Annotated in this window: 14 protein-coding genes; 10 read left to right on the top strand and 4 right to left on the bottom strand. The window is 73.2% G+C overall.

The window, feature by feature from the left end:
- Positions 1-15 precede the first annotated feature (15 nt).
- On the top strand, positions 16-789 hold the full coding sequence (locus IF61_RS0118715; RefSeq protein WP_030367578.1) for a GntR family transcriptional regulator: 774 nt from the start codon (positions 16-18) through the stop codon (positions 787-789).
- On the opposite strand, the gene IF61_RS0118710 is transcribed toward IF61_RS0118715, so the two are convergent.
- Positions 746-1,510, bottom strand: a complete 765-nt coding sequence (locus IF61_RS0118710) for a TetR/AcrR family transcriptional regulator C-terminal domain-containing protein (protein ID WP_052392803.1) — start codon at positions 1,508-1,510, stop codon at positions 746-748. The two genes, IF61_RS0118715 and IF61_RS0118710, sit on opposite strands and share 44 nt — an antisense overlap.
- Positions 1,511-1,574: 64 nt before the next feature.
- On the opposite strand from IF61_RS0118710, the gene IF61_RS0118705 reads away from it, so the two are divergent.
- Together IF61_RS0118705 and IF61_RS0118700 are read left to right on the top strand one after the other, a co-directional pair.
- Positions 1,575-2,543, top strand: a complete 969-nt coding sequence (locus IF61_RS0118705) for a daunorubicin resistance protein DrrA family ABC transporter ATP-binding protein (RefSeq protein WP_030367576.1) — start codon at positions 1,575-1,577, stop codon at positions 2,541-2,543.
- Positions 2,540-3,328, top strand: a complete 789-nt coding sequence (locus IF61_RS0118700; protein WP_030367575.1) for an ABC transporter permease — start codon at positions 2,540-2,542, stop codon at positions 3,326-3,328. The genes IF61_RS0118705 and IF61_RS0118700 overlap by 4 nt, the downstream gene beginning before the upstream one ends.
- A 117-nt stretch (positions 3,329-3,445) precedes the next feature.
- Here the strand turns inward: IF61_RS0118700 and IF61_RS0118695 are convergent, their stop codons facing one another.
- Positions 3,446-3,709 carry a hypothetical protein gene (locus IF61_RS0118695; protein WP_043189731.1) on the bottom strand — a complete coding sequence of 88 codons (264 nt, stop codon included), beginning with the start codon at positions 3,707-3,709 and terminating at the stop codon, positions 3,446-3,448.
- Positions 3,710-3,949: 240 nt separating this feature from the next.
- Between IF61_RS0118695 and IF61_RS0118690 the strand changes: the two genes are divergently transcribed.
- A complete protein-coding gene (locus IF61_RS0118690; protein WP_245684554.1) occupies positions 3,950-5,620 on the top strand; it encodes a serine/threonine-protein kinase in 1,671 nt (556 codons plus the stop codon).
- On the opposite strand, the gene IF61_RS0118685 is transcribed toward IF61_RS0118690, so the two are convergent.
- Positions 5,609-6,412, bottom strand: coding sequence for an SGNH/GDSL hydrolase family protein (locus IF61_RS0118685; protein ID WP_030367572.1), 804 nt, complete (start codon positions 6,410-6,412; stop codon positions 5,609-5,611). The genes IF61_RS0118690 and IF61_RS0118685 overlap by 12 nt on opposite strands.
- A 504-nt stretch (positions 6,413-6,916) precedes the next feature.
- Here IF61_RS0118685 and IF61_RS35335 point away from each other — a divergent pair.
- From IF61_RS35335 to IF61_RS0118655, 6 genes are all read left to right on the top strand, one after another.
- Entirely contained in the window at positions 6,917-7,261 is a 345-nt protein-coding gene (locus IF61_RS35335) for a hypothetical protein (protein ID WP_043189728.1), read from the top strand.
- Position 7,262: 1 nt separating this feature from the next.
- Positions 7,263-8,357, top strand: a complete 1,095-nt coding sequence (locus tag IF61_RS0118675) for a GNAT family N-acetyltransferase (RefSeq protein ID WP_030367570.1) — start codon at positions 7,263-7,265, stop codon at positions 8,355-8,357.
- 410 nt (positions 8,358-8,767) lie between these two features.
- On the top strand, positions 8,768-9,580 hold the full coding sequence (locus tag IF61_RS0118670) for a glycosyltransferase family 2 protein (RefSeq protein ID WP_030367569.1): 813 nt from the start codon (positions 8,768-8,770) through the stop codon (positions 9,578-9,580).
- 77 nt (positions 9,581-9,657) lie between these two features.
- Positions 9,658-10,662 carry a glycosyltransferase family 2 protein gene (locus IF61_RS0118665; protein WP_052392815.1) on the top strand — a complete coding sequence of 335 codons (1,005 nt, stop codon included), beginning with the start codon at positions 9,658-9,660 and terminating at the stop codon, positions 10,660-10,662.
- Positions 10,659-11,459: a polysaccharide deacetylase family protein gene (locus tag IF61_RS0118660; protein WP_030367567.1), complete on the top strand. Its 801-nt coding sequence runs from the start codon at positions 10,659-10,661 to the stop codon at positions 11,457-11,459. The genes IF61_RS0118665 and IF61_RS0118660 overlap by 4 nt, the downstream gene beginning before the upstream one ends.
- Positions 11,452-15,204, top strand: coding sequence for a lipopolysaccharide biosynthesis protein (locus tag IF61_RS0118655; RefSeq protein ID WP_030367566.1), 3,753 nt, complete (start codon positions 11,452-11,454; stop codon positions 15,202-15,204). The genes IF61_RS0118660 and IF61_RS0118655 overlap by 8 nt, the downstream gene beginning before the upstream one ends.
- A 30-nt stretch (positions 15,205-15,234) precedes the next feature.
- Here IF61_RS0118655 and IF61_RS0118650 read toward each other — a convergent pair whose 3' ends face one another.
- Positions 15,235-16,614, bottom strand: coding sequence for a hypothetical protein (locus IF61_RS0118650; RefSeq protein WP_030367565.1), 1,380 nt, complete (start codon positions 16,612-16,614; stop codon positions 15,235-15,237).
- Positions 16,615-16,770: the final 156 nt, after the last annotated feature.

Here is a 16,770-nt window from a genome sequence, read left to right as displayed (position 1 = left end):
CCCACGGAGCTTCCCGTGACCACCTTCGCTCCCGACTCCCTCGCGCTCAATCGCAAGCTGCCGCTCTGGTACCAGGTGTCGCAGTCGCTGCGGGCCTCGATACTCGGACGCTGCCCGGACGACCCGCTGCGCCTGCCCACCGAGGACGCCCTCGCCGAGCACTACGGCGTGAGCGTCCTGACCATGCGGCAGGCGCTGAAGGAGCTGGAGGAGGAGGGGCTGATCAGCCGGCACCGGCGGCGCGGCACCTTCATCGAGCCGAGCGCCCGGCGCGGCTCCCCCGTGCGGCTGCTCGGCTCGGTCGACGCGATCGTGGCGCAGCAGTCCGGCGAGCGGACGACCGTGCTGGGCCACGGGCCCGCCCCGGTCCCGGCGGAGCTGGCCGGCCACTTCCCCGGCCTGGCGGAGGCGGTGGTCTTCCGGCGGCTGCGCTGCGACGGGGAGTCGGGCGAGCCGACGAACTGGGCGGAGAACCTGGTCCGCCCGGAGATCGCCGGGCGCATCGACGTGGCGGACCTGGCCCGCTGGCCGATGACGAAGGTGCTGCGGGACGCCGTGGGCGTCCGGATCAGCCGGATCACGGACACGGTCGAGGCCCGGCTCGCCGACCCGGAGACGGCGCGGCTGCTGCGGGTGCCGCTGCTGAGCCCGATCCTGCACTACACGGGCGTGACGTACGACGAGTCGGGCCGGGCGGTGGACGTGGCCCGGATCCGCTACCGCGGCGACCGGTTCTCCTTCACCGTCACGCTGGAGACCGAGGAGCGGACGGACCCGGCGGCGGACTGACGCGCGCCGGGTCGAAGCCGTCGAGCAACCGGCCGAGCGCGCGCGCGAACTGCGCGTCGAGGTCCACGGCGGCGAAGCCCGCGCCGATGACGGCGGCCAGGCGGGGATGCTCGCCGCGGGACAGCTCGCGCGCCAGGTGGGCCATGCGCGCGGCGTGCTCCTGGCCGGGCGGGAAGGGCGAGGTGCGGGCCCGCTCCGCCTCGGAGAGCTCGTTGACCACGTAGGTGGAGACGACGCCGTTGACCATCGAGATGAGCTCCATCTTGGTGCCCCCGCCGGCGTCGAGGGGCTCCAGCACCCGCAGGAAGTGCTCCAGGTACCGCAGCGCGTTGGGGCTGAACCCGTGGGCGGGCGACATCAGCCGCGGCAGCCAGGGGTGGCGGTGCATCAGGGCGCGGGTCTGCGCGGCGAGGGCGAGGGTGTCCGCCCGCCAGTCGCCCGAGGGCTCCGCGGAGAGGTCGTACTCGGCGCTGACGGCGTCGACCATCAGCTCGTACAGGTCCTCCTTGCGCGGGACGTAGTTGTAGAGCGACATCGTGCCGCAGCCGATCTCGGCCGCCACGCGGCGCATCGAGACGCCGTCGGCCCCCTCCGCGTCCGCGACGCGCACCGCCGCCGCCGCGATCTCCGCGCGGGTGTGCGCGGGGCGCGGGCCGCGGGCCGCACGCTCGGGGCGGGCCCAGATCACCTCGGGGCGGGCCGTACGGCCGCTGGCTGCCATGGATCATCACCTCGCCCACCATCCTAGTTACGTACGCCGTACGTAGTGGGGTAGGGTCACGGCCATGACTACGTACGCTGTACTTAGTGAGGGGCTGGAGAAGCGCTTCGGCACCGTGCATGCGCTGCGCGGGCTCGACCTCGCCGTGCCCGAGGGCACCGTCTGCGGGCTCCTCGGGCGCAACGGCGCGGGCAAGACCACCGCCGTCCGCCTCCTGACCACCCTCATCGCTCCCGACGCGGGAACGGCGCGGGTCGCCGGGCACGACGTCCTCCGCGCACCCCGGGACGTGCGCCGCTCCATCGGCGTCACCGGCCAGTCGACCTCCGTGGACGCCGACCTGACGGGCCGCGAGAACCTGCGGCTCTTCGCCCGCCTGCACCGGCTCGACCGCGCCACGGCCCGCGCCCGCGCCGACGTCCTGCTGGACCACTTCGGCCTCGGGGACGCCGCGGACCGCCCGGCCCGCACCTACTCCGGCGGCATGCGCCGCCGCCTCGACCTCGCCGCGAGCGTGCTGACCAAGCCCCGCGTGCTCTTCCTGGACGAGCCGACGACCGGCCTCGACCCGGCCAGCCGCGGCGCCATCTGGGACGCGGTCCGCGAACTGACCGAGCACGGCACCACCGTCCTGCTCACCACGCAATACCTCGAGGAGGCCGATCAGTTGGCCGACGAGGTCGTGCTCGTCGACGACGGGCGCGCGGCCGTACGGGGCACGCCCGCGCAGCTCAAGGCCCGCCTCGGCGCCCACGCCGAGGTGGTCGTCGCGGAGGGGGCCGCGCTCGCGGGCGCGGCGGCCGTCCTGGCCCGGCTCACGGGCGGCCGGCCGGCCCTCGACCCCGCGCGGCGTTCGGCCAACGCGGTCACCACGGACCCGGGCCTGACGCTGCCTCACCTCGTGCGCGAGCTCGACGCGGCGGGCGTCCCCGTCGTCGACGCCGCCCTGCGGCAGCCCACGCTGGACGAGGTCTTCCTGCACCTGACCGCCGGCGACGGCGCCCGCACCGAGGCCGGGGAGGCCGCCGCATGAACACGCTCGCCCTGTCCGACACCCGGGCCGTGCTCGGCCGCCACCTGCAGCGGATGCGCCGCGTGCCCGGACTGCTCGTCATCACCCTGACCATGCCGGTCACGATGCTGCTCTTCTTCGGCTACGTCTTCGGCAGCGCAGTGGCGCTGGAGGGGGGCGCGAACTACCGGGCGTACCTCGTGCCGGGGCTGTTCGCGGTGACGGCCGTCAACGGCGTGATGACGGCGATGCTGGCGTCATCACAGGATCTCCAGCGCGGCGTCATGGACCGCTTCCGCACCCTGCCCATGAACCGCTTCGCCCTTCCCGCCGGGCAGACGGCGGCCGACGTGGTGCTCGCGGCGCTGGGGCTCGTACCGCTCGTGCTCTGCGGACTGGCCGTCGGCTGGCGGATCGAGGGCGGTGCGGCCGGCGCCGCGGGCGCCTTCGCCCTGCTGCTGCTCTTCCGGCTGGTCACGGCCTGGATCGGCCACTACCTGGGCCTGGTGATCGGCAACGAGGAGAGCGCGGGCCAGCTGGCCGGAGCGACCTTCATGCTGCCGCTGCTGTCGAACGCCTACGTGCCGACCGAGGGCATGCCGGGCTGGCTGCGCACGGTGGCCGAGTGGAACCCGATCAGCGCGCTCACCACCGCCTGCCGGGAGCTCTTCGGCAACGGCCGGCCCGCCGCCGACGCGTCATGGCCGGTCGCCCACCCCTTGCTCGCGGCGACCGGCTGGGCGGTGCTGCTGCTTGCGGTCTTCGTGCCGCTCACGGTCAGGCGGTACGCACGCGGCACGGCCTGACCACGGCGTGCCGGAGAAGGGAGCCGGACATGCCACGGCGCCGTGCGGCCGCGCCCTGGGGAGAGGGTGGAGGGCCGACGGCGTCGACGGTGGGGCGCTTGCGCTCGGGGCCGGGGCTCAGTCGTGGTTGCCGAACAGGGAGCGACGCAGCCGTCTCAGCGGCGCGAGGAGGGAGACCTTGGCGGTCCGGCTCTGCTTGGCGCGCGCGTGATCACGTGTGGTCAGCTCGCGCATCAGCAGGGTCGCCCCCTCGACTTCGCGCTGGGGCACGGCAGGCCCGCCCAGCACCGCGAGATGGCGGTCGAGGCGCGCGCTGGACGCGCCGCTGTTGCAGCTGATGGCAGGCACCCGTGGCCTGCCGCGCATTGCTATCTGATCCATTGAGACTCCCCACCCGAACGAGGCACCCGGCTCAGGCAGGGTAACCCTACCGCCCTCTTCCGTCACCCGCGCATCGGCGGGGCGGATTCACCACTCCGTCAAGGGCGTTGACAGGGCTGGCGTGAACCTGCCGTCACTGTGGGCGAGTTAGCGGGTCAAGGATATGCAGAAGAGGGGGCAATCACGCTCCGTTGCGGTAGATTCACCCCGAATCGCTCTCTTGCTGGAGGGGGCCCGTCGATGAGCGGGATGTCCGGGGGCGGTCCGGAGGGGGCAGCGGTGCCGCCGGGCCGGGTGGTGGCGGGCCGGTACCGGCTGCTGGAACAACTGGGCCGCGGCGGCATGGGAGTGGTGTGGCGCGCGCGGGACGAGGTGCTCGACCGCGACGTGGCCGTCAAGGAGGTGCGGGCCCCGGCGGGCCTGCTCGACCACGAGGTCCGGCAGCTGTACGTACGGCTGGAACGCGAGGCCAGGGCCGCCGCGCGGATCGCGCACCCGCATGTCGTCACCGTCTTCGACGTGGCCTCCGACGAGGGCCGGCCCTGGATCGTGATGGAGCTGGTGCGCGGCCTCTCCCTGGCCGACGCCCTGGAGACCGAGGGCCCGCTGCCCCCGGCGCACGCGGCGCACATCGGCGCCGGGGTGCTCTCCGCGCTCCGGGGAGCGCACGCGGCGGGCGTGCTGCACCGCGACGTGAAACCGGGCAACGTCCTCCTCGCCAACGACGGGCGTGTCGTGCTCACCGACTTCGGCATCGCAACGGTCGAGGGGAGCTCGGCGCTGACCCGGACCGGGGAGCTGGTGGGCTCCCCCGAGTTCCTCGCCCCCGAGCGGGCGCTCGGGCATCCGCCCGGCCCCGCCTCCGACCTCTGGTCGCTGGGCGTGACGCTGTACGCGGCGGTGGAGGGCGTCTCCCCCTTCCGCCAGGACACCCCTCTCTCCACCATGCGGGCCGTGGTGGACCAGCAGCTCCCGGCCCCGGTCCGGGCGGGGGCGCTCGCGCCCGTCCTGGCAGGGCTGCTGCGCAAGGACCCCGCCCTGCGGCTCGGCGCCGAGGAGGCGGAGGACATGCTGCGGGCCGTGTCGCGGGGCGGCACGGTGCCCGGCGCGGGTACGCCGTCCGGATCCGAAGCCACGACGCTTGCCGCGCACGCCCCGCCGCACGATCCGGCCGGCAGCCCGGGAGGGCCCGCCGGGGGGCGCGGCGGCGGCTTCGGCCCGCCGGAGGGGGACACCCCCGCCGGGCCGGCCGGTGACGGTGCGCGGCGGCGCCGCCCCGCCGTGGTCCTCGCGGTCGCCGCCGTCGTGCTCGCGCTGCTGGCCGGCGGCCTGGTGTGGGCCTTCACCCGGAGCAGCGGCGACAGCGGCAGCGAGGCGCCCGCCGCCCCGGACAAGAACGCGGGGGCGGGGCAGGCGGGCAGCTCCTCCGGGAAGTCCCCGGACGCCGGCGGTTCCGCCGGCGGCTCGTCGTCCGGGGTGCGGGCCTCCGTCGAGGCGGAGCGCGACGCGTACACGGGCCCCTGCCCGCCGCAGCCCGTGAGCTCGGGCCCCGCGTTCCGGGTGACGTTCACCGTCGACCGCTCCCCCGTCCGTCTCGTCTATCACTGGATCACCGGCAGCGGGCAGGTGGGCGCCGACCAGTCCGTCGACGTGACGAACGGCAGGACCGTCATGCTGCGGCACTTCGAGGCCCCTCGCGACTCGGGCAAGGACTGGATCGGCGTCGAGGTCACTGATCCGCAGAAGGTCACCTCCAACCATGTGTCGTTCAGGGTCACCTGCCGGGACTCCGCGTCCGGCAGGCCGCCGGACAAGCCGTCATCGCCGGGCCCGGCGTCGCCGTCGCGGCCACCGGGCCCGTCGCCCTCCGCTTCGACGGGCCCGACCTACGGCTACGGGTCAGGCGGCTGAGGAGAAGACCGGCAGATAGCCTCCGGCCTGGCCCGCCGCGTTCGGGTGGTAGGAGCTGTCGATCGGGAAGGTCACGCTGTTCAGCCAGGGGCTGCCCGAGCAGAGCTCGTGACCGGTGAAGCCGGCGGCGGCGTCCCCGTAGGAGAAGCCGTGGTCGGCGACCCGTTTGGCGATCACGGAATTGAGCAGGTCAGCAGCGCTGTTGATGGCCGTCCTCTTGGTCTCGCTGAGGCCGGTGCAGATGGTGCCGAGTTTGTAGAAGCGCGGATATCCGAGGACGACGACGCGGGCGGTGGGGGCTCTGCCCTTGATGGCGGTATAGACCTTGTCGAGTTCCCCGGGAAGCGTGTTCTGGACATACGTACGGGCCTGATTGATCCGCTCCAGACACGCACTGTCGCTGCTGAGCACGCAGGTGCTCATGGTGTCGGCGAAACCGGCGTCATTCCCTCCGATGCTGAGGGAGACGAGGCCGGTCGAGCTGTTCAGCGGGCCGAGCTGCTTGCTCAGAACATCACCCGTTCGGGCGCCCGAGCAGGCGGTGAAGGCGAAGCTCGAGGGGGCGTGCGCGGCCGCCCAGAGCGCGGGGTAGGACTTGGAGCTGCGCTTGCAGTCCCCGCTGTTCGTGTAGTAGCTCCCGGCCCCCAGGCCGGCCGAGTAGGAGTCACCGAGCGCCACATAGCCGGGAGTTGCGGCCTGGGACGCGGCTTGGGCGGCGCCGGCTCCGGTGAGGGCGAACACGGCGGCGAGGGCGAACGCGGAGAGGGAACCCGCGAGGCGGGACAGCTTCATGGAACCTCCTTTACCAGGGTTTCTGCCGTACCCGTGGTAGCAGCAGTCCGCGATTCAAGGAAGTGTCCATGACAAAGATGTGAGCCAATGAACGCCCGGTCACCTACAGCGGGGGACAATCTGACGGGTCAACATATTCGTGCAGTATTCACCTGACCGAAAGCCTCCGGTTTCGCTCCGATGCGGTAACCGGAGGCTGTTTGCACGGCCTTCACATCTTGACGTCGCTCCGCCGATTGCGCGACATTGAAGCCTCGGCATCCGGCGCTTCGGGGGGCAAAGTCGCCAATGCAGAGCTTCACAGATCCCACCGGTCTCACCGGCCCGTCCGGCACACCCGGCACATCCATTCCTTCCAGCCCGTCCGGCCCGCCCGGAAGCGCTGTTTCTTCTGGTTCTTCCGGCCCGCCCGGCCCGGCCACCACCGCCCGGCACACCGGGCCCGCGGCCGCACCCGACCGGCCGGCAGCCGCGGGCGCGTCACCGGCCGGGGACTCCCTTCCCGTGGTGGCGGGGGCCGCCACGGCGATCGCGGGGGTCGGCGCCGTGCTGGCCCTCGCCGACATCGGCTCGCCACTGCGCGCGCCGTTCACCCTCTTCTTCCTGCTCGTCGCGCCGGCCTGCGCCGTGGGGGCGGCGCTGCGCGGCCTCGATCCGCTCAGCAGGTCCGTGGTGGCGGCCGGCGGGGCCGTCGCCGTCGACATGCTGGTCGCACAGGCCATGCTCGCGCTCCACGCCTGGACGGTGCGGGGTGGCGTCGCCGTGATCGCGGCCGTCAGCCTCCTCCTGTTCCTGCTGGCACACGTGCGGCGGCACCGGGGCCGCACGGCGAAAAGTCGGGCTTCCTGACGTGAACATCAGCGTGTACCGGCCCGGCGAGCTCACCGCAGCCGACCGGGCGGCCTGGTCTGCCCTGCAGTCCAGGGCCGTGGAGGACGGCTCTCCGCAGCTTGCGAATCCTTTCCTCGCACCCGAGTTCGCCCTCGCGGTCGGCCGGTGCCGGGCCGGGGCACGGATCGCGGTGGTGCGCGAGGACGGCGAGCCCGCCGGCTTCTTCCCGTACCAGCGCTCCGCCCTCGGGGTGGGCCGGGCGATCGGCCTCGGCGTCTCGGACGCCCAGGGGCTCATCCACCGGCCCGGCTTCCAGTGGGACGCCCGCGAGCTGCTGCACGCCTGCGGGCTGTCGGTGTGGGAGTTCGACCACCTGGTGGAGGGTCAGAAGCCGTTCGAGGCCGGTGCCTCGGGGTCCTACCGGTCGCCCGTGGTCGATGTCGAGCAGGGTTTCGAGCCGTATCTGGCGGTCCTGCGCAAGCAGTCGCCGAAGTTCACCCGCACCACGCTCGCCAAGGAGCGCCGGCTCGGCCGCGACATCGGCGAGGTGCGGTACGTGCACGACGAGCGCGACCCGGAGGCGCTGCGGACGCTGATCTCCTGGAAGTCCGCGCAGTACCGAAGAACGGGGCGCAGCGACCGGTTCGCGCGCCCCTGGATAGCGCGCCTGGTCGAGCAGCTCTTCCACACCAGGACGGAGTCCTTCGCGGGCCTGCTGTCGGTGCTGTACGCCGGGGAGCGGCCGGTCGCGGCCCACTTCGGGCTGCGTTCGCGGCAGGTGCTCGCCTGCTGGTTCCCGTCGTACGACCCGGCGTTCGCCAAGTACTCGCCGGGCCTCGTGCTGCACCTGCGGATGGCGGAGGGGGCGGCCGCCGCGGGGCTGGCCTACCTCGACCTCGGGCGGGGCGAGAAGGAGTACAAGAACTCGCTCAAGACGCGCGAGCTCTGCGTGTCCGAGGGGTGGGTCACGCGCCGGCACCCGGTGGCCCTGGGGCACCGGGCCCGGCGTGCGCCGGTGCGGGCCCTGCGCAACACCGTGCTGTCCCGGCCCGAGCTCTTCGAGCCGGCCGACCGGCTGCTCAAGCGCGTGGGCAGGTTGCGCCAGGGGGACTGACGGCGCACTGCGGCGCGCGTGCGCCGCCAACGGCACAAAGCGTCAACACAGCACAGGAGTTGGGCGCAAAAAACACCCAAAGGAGGAGTCACCGCACCAGCTCTTGCCATACAGTCTCAACCATCAATACCGTCGTACATCCACCCGCATCGGCCCATCATGCAAAGCGGCTCAAGGGGAGGGCAAGCGTCGCGATGGTGCCCGGGGCGGGGCGCGGTGGGGGGTGCCGCGTCCGGCTGATCAGAGTCGCCGAGTCGCGTTAACCGCGTGGCCAGCAACCGTTGCCAGCTCACCCGGCCCATGCGGCGTTGAGTGCCGTCAGGGCGGGGTGAGTACCCCCTTTTCGAACCGGATACGCCACCGGACCGCTCGGGGCGGGCGGTCCACCGGACGAGAGGGACATCCGAGTCATGAGTTCTTTCCTGCGCCCGGCGGCTGATCAGGAGGGCCTGGTCGCCGCCCATTACCGCCCGGTGACGACGCACTTCGCCATAGCTCCACCGGTGAGCGTCGTGATCCCCGCCATGAACGAGGCGGAGAACCTCCCGTACGTCTTCAAGACCCTTCCGGAGTGGATCCACGAGGTCGTCCTGGTCGACGGCAACTCCACGGACGACACCATCGCGGTCGCCCGGGAGCTGTGGCCCGGCGTGAAGGTGGTCCAGCAGCTCGGCAAGGGCAAGGGCGACGCCCTGATCACGGGCTTCGCCGCCTGCACGGGCGACATCATCGTGATGGTCGACGCGGACGGCTCCGCCGACGGCAGCGAGATCGTGAGCTATGTGTCCGCCCTCGTCGGCGGTGCGGACTTCGCCAAGGGCTCACGGTTCGCCAACGGCGGCGGCACGGACGATATGACGCCGATCCGCAAGCTCGGCAACCGCGTGCTGTGCTCGATCGTCAACCACAAGTTCGGCGCCCGCTACACCGACCTGTGCTACGGCTACAACGCCTTCTGGAAGCACTGCCTGGACGACATCGCCCTCGACTGCGCGGGCTTCGAGGTCGAGACCCTGATGAACATCAGAGTCGTCAAGGCGGGCCTTCGCGTCCAGGAGATTCCCAGCCACGAGTTCGTCCGCATCCACGGCGCCAGCAATCTGCGGGCCGTGCGGGACGGGCTGCGCGTGCTGAAAGTGATCCTGCAGGAGCGCGGCACCCGGCGCCGCCGCCCGCTGCGGCCGGCCATCGCGCCCGCAGCCAACCGTGGGGAAGTGTCTTGACCTCCACCGCTTCCCCCCACGGCTCCCCGGCCGGCGCGGCGGACGGCGCCGGCCCGGCCGGCGGTCCTGAAGTCTCGGTGGTCATCTGTGTCTACACCGAGGACCGCTGGGACGACATCGTCGCCTCGGTGGCCTCGGTCCACGCACAGTCCCGGCCGGCTCTGGAGACCCTGGTGGTCGTGGACCACAATCCGGCCCTGCTGCGGCGGCTCGCCAAGCAGTACGGGGACGACGGCTGCGCCGGGGACGGGGTGCGGGTGCTCGCCAACGCGGGCCCCCGCGGCCTGTCCGCGGGCCGCAACACCGGCATCGCGGCCTCGTCCGGCGAGGTCATCGCCTTCCTCGACGACGACGCCGTCGCCGAGCGGGACTGGCTGCGGCACTTCGCCGAGGCCTACGCCGACCCCCGGGTGATGGCCGTGGGCGGCCGCACCCAGCCGGTGTGGGAGTCCCGGCGGCGGCCCGCCTGGTTCCCCGAGGAGTTCGACTGGGCCGTCGGCTGCACGTACCGGGGCCTGCCGCCCGGCAGGGTCCGCGTCCGCAACGTCCTCGGGGGCAACGCCTCCTTCCGCCGGTCGGCCTTCGAGCTGGCCGGCGGGTTCGCCACCGGCATCGGCCGCGACGGCGACCGGCTGCCGCTCGGCTGCGAGGAGACGGAGCTGTGCATCCGGCTGACCCGGGCCGTGCCCGGGGCGGTCCTGCTGATCGACGACCGTTCGGTCATCCACCACCGGGTGCCCGCGGCCCGCGAGCGCTTCGGCTATCTGTGGACCCGCTCGTACGCCGAGGGCCTGTCCAAGGCCCTGGTGGCGCGGAGCGTGGGGGCGCAGGAGGGGCTGGCGTCGGAGCGCCGCTACACCACGCGGGTGCTGCCCGCCGGGGTCGCGCGGGGGCTGCGCGACGCCCTGCTGGGCAGGCCCGGCGGTGCGGCGCGCGCCGGGGCGATCGTGGCCGGGGTGACGGCCGCGGCCGGGGGCTATGCGGTGGGCACGCTCCGGGCCCGGCGGCGCGGCGGGCGCTATGCGGTGGCGGCGGCTGCGGAGCCGGCCGGACTCAGACCGGCAGAGGAGGCGGGCACATGAGTGCGAGCCGGGTCCCGATACTGATGTATCACGCGGTGGCGCACGCTCCCGCGCGCGCCACCTACGGACTGTCGGTCTCGCCGCACGCGTTCGCGCGGCAGATGCGGCTCCTGGCCGACCGCGGGTTCCACCCGCTGACGACCGAGGAGCTCGCGAAGGCGTGGCGGGCCGGCTCCGGGCTGCCCCGGAAGCCGGTCCTGATCACCTTCGACGACGGCTACGAGGGCGTGCACCGGCACGCCCTGCCCACGCTGGTGGAGCACCGTTTCAGCGCCACGCTGTTCGCCTCCACGGGCTGGCTCCGCGGTGCGCACGAGACCGGGGGCGCGCTCGACCTGATGCTGAGCTGGGGGCAGGTGCGGGAGCTCGCGGCCGCGGGGGTGGAGATCGGCGGGCACAGCCACACCCACCCGCAGCTCGACCAACTCCCGGACGACCAGCTGTGGTTCGAGGTGCTGCGGTGCCGCGAGATACTGGCCACGGAGCTGGGGCGGGCGCCGGTCTCGTTCGCCTATCCCTACGGCTATTCCAGCCGGCGGGTGCGGCGCATCGTGCGGGCGGCGGGCTTCGGCATCTCCCTGGCCGTCGGCAACGGCCTGGCCGCCCGCCCCCAGGGGCCGTACGCCCTGGAGCGGGTGACGGTGCGGCGCTCGACGGGGATGGCCGAGTTCGAGCGGCTCGTCGAGGGCCGCGGGGTGGGGCGGATCTTTGCCCGGGACCGGACGCTCACCAAAGGGTACGCCCTCTACCGCAGAACCCGACAGGTCGTCAGGAAGGCAAGCGAAACCCGTGTCTGACACGTCCACCCGAACCGAGGAGCGGGAGACGGAGGGGCCGGCCGGCCGCAGGCTGCGGCTGCCGGGGCGGGGCGGCGGAAGCCCGCTGTTCCGCAACGCCTTCGCGCTGATGCTCAACACGGGCATCAGCGCCGTCCTCGGTCTCGGGTACTGGCTGATCGCCGCCCGGTACTACACGGAGGGGGCGGTCGGTCAGGGCTCGGCGGCCATCGCCGCGATGAAGCTCCTCGCGGGGCTCACCGCGGTGACCCTGACCGGGGGGCTGGCGCGGTTCATCCCGGTCGCCGGACGGACGACGGGCAAGCTCGTCTTCCGTACGTACGCGGGCAGTTCACTGGTCGTCGCGCTCGCGGCGGGCGTCTTCCTGCTCACCCTGGGCTCGTGGGGGCCGTCGTACCGCTTCCTGCACGGCCCCCTCAACGGCCTGGGCTTCGTCGCCGCCGTGGTCGCCTGGTCGCTGCTCACCCTGCAGGACGGGGTGCTCACGGGTCTGCGCCGGGCGCTGTGGGTGCCCGTGGGCAACACCGTCTTCTCGGCGGTGAAGCTGGCCCTGCTGGTGGGGCTGGCGGCGACGCTGCCCACCTCCGGCGTGTTCGTGTCGTGGGTGGTCTCGATCGCCGTGTCGGTGCTGCCGCTGGGCTGGCTGGTCTTCCGCCGGCTCGTGCCCGCGCACGTCGCGGCGACGGAGGCGACGGCTCGGCCCGCCCCGTACCGCGAGATGGGCCGCTTCCTCGCCGGGGACTACACGGGCTCGCTGTTCTCCCTGGCCGTGGTCTACCTCGTGCCGGTGATCATCGCCTCGCAGGTCAGCTCCGAGGACAACGCGTACTTCTACATCACCACCACCATCGGCGGCACGGTCAACCTGCTCGCGATCAACATGGGCGCGTCGCTGACCGTGGAGGGCTCGCACGACCCGGCGCGGCTCGCGGAGAACTGCCGGGCGGCGCTGCGCCGGATGGCCACGATCATGGTGCCGGTCTGTCTGCTGCTGTTCTTCCTCGCGCCGTACATCCTGGGCGTCTTCGGCCCCGGCTACGCCCACGCGGCCACGCCGCTGCTGCGCTGGTTCGCGGTGGGGGCGGCGCTGCGCGTGGTGATGGAGGTCTATTTCGCGGTGCTGCGGGCCCAGAGCCGGACGGCCGGGCTGGCCTACCTCCAGGGGCTGCTGTGCGTGCTGGTGCTGGGGCTGACGCTGCTGCTCCTGCCGCGCATGGGCCTCACGGGCGCGGGGGTGGCCGAGATCAGCAGTCTGGCGGTCATCGTGTCCATCTCGGCGGTCAAGCTCCGCCGGATCCTGCGCGGCGCCCGGCCCGCGCCCGCCGCGTACGCTCCCGATGTCGCCCCGGACGGCGATCTGGCCGACCTGGCGGCGCGCGGCGACCGGCGGGACGCCCCGCGCACCGAGCCGCTCGGCGTCCGCCGCGGGATGCGGCACGGCCTCACCCGTGGCTTAGGGGGTGAGGGCGAAGAGGGGCCCGGGGAGAGAGACAGCGGCAGCTACGGCACCCGCTGGGCGCTGCGCGCCGCGCTCGACGCGGACACGATGCCGCTGGGCGTGCGGCTGGACTTCGACCACTTGGAGAGGCGCCCTGATCTCCGGCACACCCCGGAGGCAGTCGTCGTGTCCCACTCCGTCTCCCCGGCCGCGTCCGGCCGGTCCGTGACGCCGGCCGCGCGGGAGAAGGCCGCCGTCCAGGAGAAGGCCGGCCGGGAGAAGGCCACCGCTCCCCCGGGGCCGCCGCCGTGGTGGCGCCGCCCGGAGGCGGCGGTCTGGCTGCTGCTGGCGGCGGCCCTCGCGCTGTACTGGGCGCCGCTGGCGGGCGTCGGCGAGGCGACGCTGGACCGGATGGGCGGGCTCGGCCTGATCTCCGTGCTGCCCGTGGCCACGCTGGCCGGGGCGGCCCTGCTGATCGGCGCGTTCGTGGCGGCTCTGTGCCTGGACGGCCAGCGGCGCCGGCTGCTCACGGCCGTCCTGGTGCTCACGGTGGTGTGCCTGCACGCCCTGCCGGCGGTGCTGGAGGCGCAACCGCGCTTCGCGACGGCCTGGCAGCACCTGGGCTTCCTGGACTTCATCGACCGTACGGGCGTGGCGGCGCCGGATCTGGACGCCCGCTGGAGCTGGCCCGGGTTCTTCGCCCTGATGGCGTTCGCCGCGAAGGTGGCCGGCGTGAGCGACCTGACGGAGGTGCTGCGCTGGTGGCCGACGGCGATCCAGCTGCTGTGCCTGGCGCCTCTCGCGCTGCTGCTGCGCGCCGTGCGCGCGGGGTGGCGGGCGAAGTGGACGGCGGCCTGGCTGTTCGTGCTGTGCGGCTGGGTCGGGCAGGACTATTTCTCCCCGCAGGCGCTCAACTATTTCTTCTACCTGCTGTTCGCGGCGGTGCTGCTGGTGTGGTTCCGCTGGCCGCGGCAGCTGCGCGGCGCGCTGGTCCCGGGCGAGACGGAGCCGCTGCCGGCCGGCCGGCGGGCGCAGGGCGCGCTGCTGGCGGTGGTGGTCGCGCTGTTCGCGGCGTCGGTGGTCAGCCACCAGCTGACGCCGTTCGTGATGCTGGGCGTGCTGACCGCCCTGGTCGTCACCCGCCGCTCGACGCTGCGCGGCCTGCCGCTGCTGTGTGGCGTGATGCTGGTGGTGTGGGTGGGCTTCCTGGCGGAGCCGTACTGGTCGGGCCACTTCGACGAGCTCTTCGGCGGCCTGGGGTCCCTGGGCGGCAATGTCTCCTCGTCGGTCTCGGGCCGGATCGAGGGCGGCAGCCCGGTCCACAAGCTGGTGCTCTACACCCGGGTGCTGCTCGCGGGCGGGGTGCTGGCCTTCGCCGCGGTCGGCTGGTGGCGCCGGCGCCGCGCCGGCATCGGCGACGTGGCGCTGCTGGTGCTGACCGCCGTGCCGTTCCTGGCCTTCGGCATGCAGTCGTACGGCGGCGAGGTGGCCCTGCGGGTGTTCCTGTTCGCGCTGCCGGGCGCGTGCGTCCTGGCGGCGCTCGCGCTGTTCCCGCGCGCCGCCGAGGGCCCCGGCCGCCCGCTCGTCGCACCGCTGGCGGCGCTGCTGGCGGGCCTGGTCCTGGTCTTCGGCTTCCTGGTGGCCCGCTGGGGGAACGAGCCGTTCGAGCGGGTGCGGCCCGGCGAGGTCGCCGCGATGGACTTCGTGTACGCGCACGACAAGCCGACCGTACGGCTGCTGTGGATGAGCAGCGATCCGTCGAAGAACGTCACTCCGGCCATGCCGTGGGGCGCCAAGGACATGGAGCGGGTGCAGTACGACGCGATGCTCGCCCCGCGCGACCCGGCCCGCGTGGACGAGCTGGTCACCGCGCTCCGGAAGGCGGGCCCGAACGCGTATCTGATCGTCAACCGCGGCCAGTCGGTGTACCTCCAGCTCGACGCGGGCTATGCGGCCGGCTGGGACGGCCGGGTGCGGCAGGCGCTCGACGGCCGGGCGGAGCTGCGCCGGGTGTTCTGGAACGAGGACGCGGTGCTGTACGAGCTGAAGCAGAAGCCCGCCGGGGAGGCGCCGCAGCCCAGGCCGGGCCCTGCGGGCCCGCGGGTGACGTGGACGCCGGTGTCGGTGGTCGGCGCGCTGGCGGCGGTGGCGCTGCTGGTGCTGCTGACGGCGCGGGAGATGGTGCGGGTGATGGCCCGGCCGGGGGTGCGGCAGCTGCGCCGGCTGCAGGGCTCGTACTGGTTCGCGCTGCCGCTGCTGCTGGTCCTGCTGGCGTCGCTGGTGTACCGCTTCGCGACGATGTCGTAGCCGCTGCCGTAGCCGCCGGGCCGGGCCGGTTCAGTCGGCCCAGCGGATCTCGTTGGGCGCCAGGTCCACCGGCTTGCCGTCGACCTCGACGGTCAGCCGGCGGTCCTGCATGTTGACGACGAGGACGGTGCTGCCCGCGGCGAGCGCGCTGACGGCGTCGCGGTTCTCGCCGGTGACGTCCGGGGTGCGCAGCTCCGCGCCGGGCGGGAAGGCCTTGCCGAAGCGGGTCAGCAGGTCCAGCATCGGCAGGCCGCCCCCGCCGCCCTTCAGTTCGGTGCTGCGCCACAGGCAGCCGGGGCAGTCGGCGCCGGTCTCCTCGGGGTTCCAGTAGAAGGCGGCGGAGACGCCCGATCTGGCGAGCTGCATCATGGCCGTGGCGTGCACGGCGAGGCGGTGCGGCTCGGTCCAGAGCTTGCGGTCGTCGTTGGCGTCGGCGGGCTCCACGTACCACTCGGACCACCAGACGGGCAGGCCGGTGGTCCTGCGCAGCCAGGTGGTCACGTCGGCGAACTTGGCGGTCGCGGCGAACTCGTCGGGGATGAGCTTGCTGCCCTCGCGGGTGTAGCCGGCGCCGTCGACCACGAGGAAGTCGGCGCCCTTCTTGTGGGCGTTCCAGTACGTGAGGGCGTCGATCGCCCGCTGGTCGACCGAGCCCCAGGGCCCGCGCAAGGACGAGGCGTTGGAGGAGGAGCCGGGCGGATTGCTGTCCATGCTGATGTACGGGCCGCCGACGACGTTGGCGCTGTTCTGCTTCTTCAGCTCCGCGTAGACGAGGTTGTACAGCTCCGTGTAGCCCTCGTAGTTCCAGCGGCCCTTGCGCTCGTCGTAGAAGCCCTTGAACTCGTTCCAGACGATGAAGTGCCGGATGTCCGGATAGCGCTTGGCGATGACGCCGGCGAGCTTGGCGAAGTCCTGGTAGTGGGCGCGGTCGGGCGCCTTCTCCAGCGACTTCTGCGACCAGTCGGTGCGCTCTCCGCCGCCCTTCATCCAGTCGGGCGCGCAGCACAGGGTGAGCACGGGCGTCGCGTTGGTCTTGCGCATGAAGGCGACGCGCCGGTCGAGGTCGCCGAAGTTGTACGTGCCGGGCCGGGGCTCGGGGTTGTCGGCGCCCCAGCCCATGATGTGCTGGTTCTGCGGCATGGGGGCGGCGGAGAGGAGCCCGGCCGTGGTCCGGCGGGCGGTGTCGTCGCCGCGGTCGGCGCTGTACTGGGTGTGGGTGAAGCCCCAGCCGAGCTCCACGGCCGCCGACCGGTCGCCGCCGGAACCGTCGGAGAGGTCACCGCCCGTCTCCCGGCTCGTCGCCCACAGGACGAGCAGCGCGGCCAGCACGAGCGCGCCGGCCGCGGCCAGCACGGCGAACCGCCACCGCCCTGCCCGCCGAAACGTCCGAACTGCGCCGCGTCGTCCCATCACGGGCAAGCGTATCCGCGGCCGATTCTCCGTGGGTGCGTTCCGGACGAACGGGGGCAGGTGTCGTGGTTCCGGTCGCGGACCCGGAGTGAAGAGGCCCGGATTCCTCCGGGAATCAAGCGAAAACCTGTGTGCGCAAGGGGCCCCGGTGCCGGA

It is taken from the genome of Streptomyces roseoverticillatus (assembly GCF_000719265.1).
GTDB lineage: Bacteria > Actinomycetota > Actinomycetes > Streptomycetales > Streptomycetaceae > Streptomyces > Streptomyces roseoverticillatus.
The sequence above is the reverse complement of the archived record's forward strand: the minus strand, read 5'-3'. Positions and strand labels throughout refer to the sequence as shown.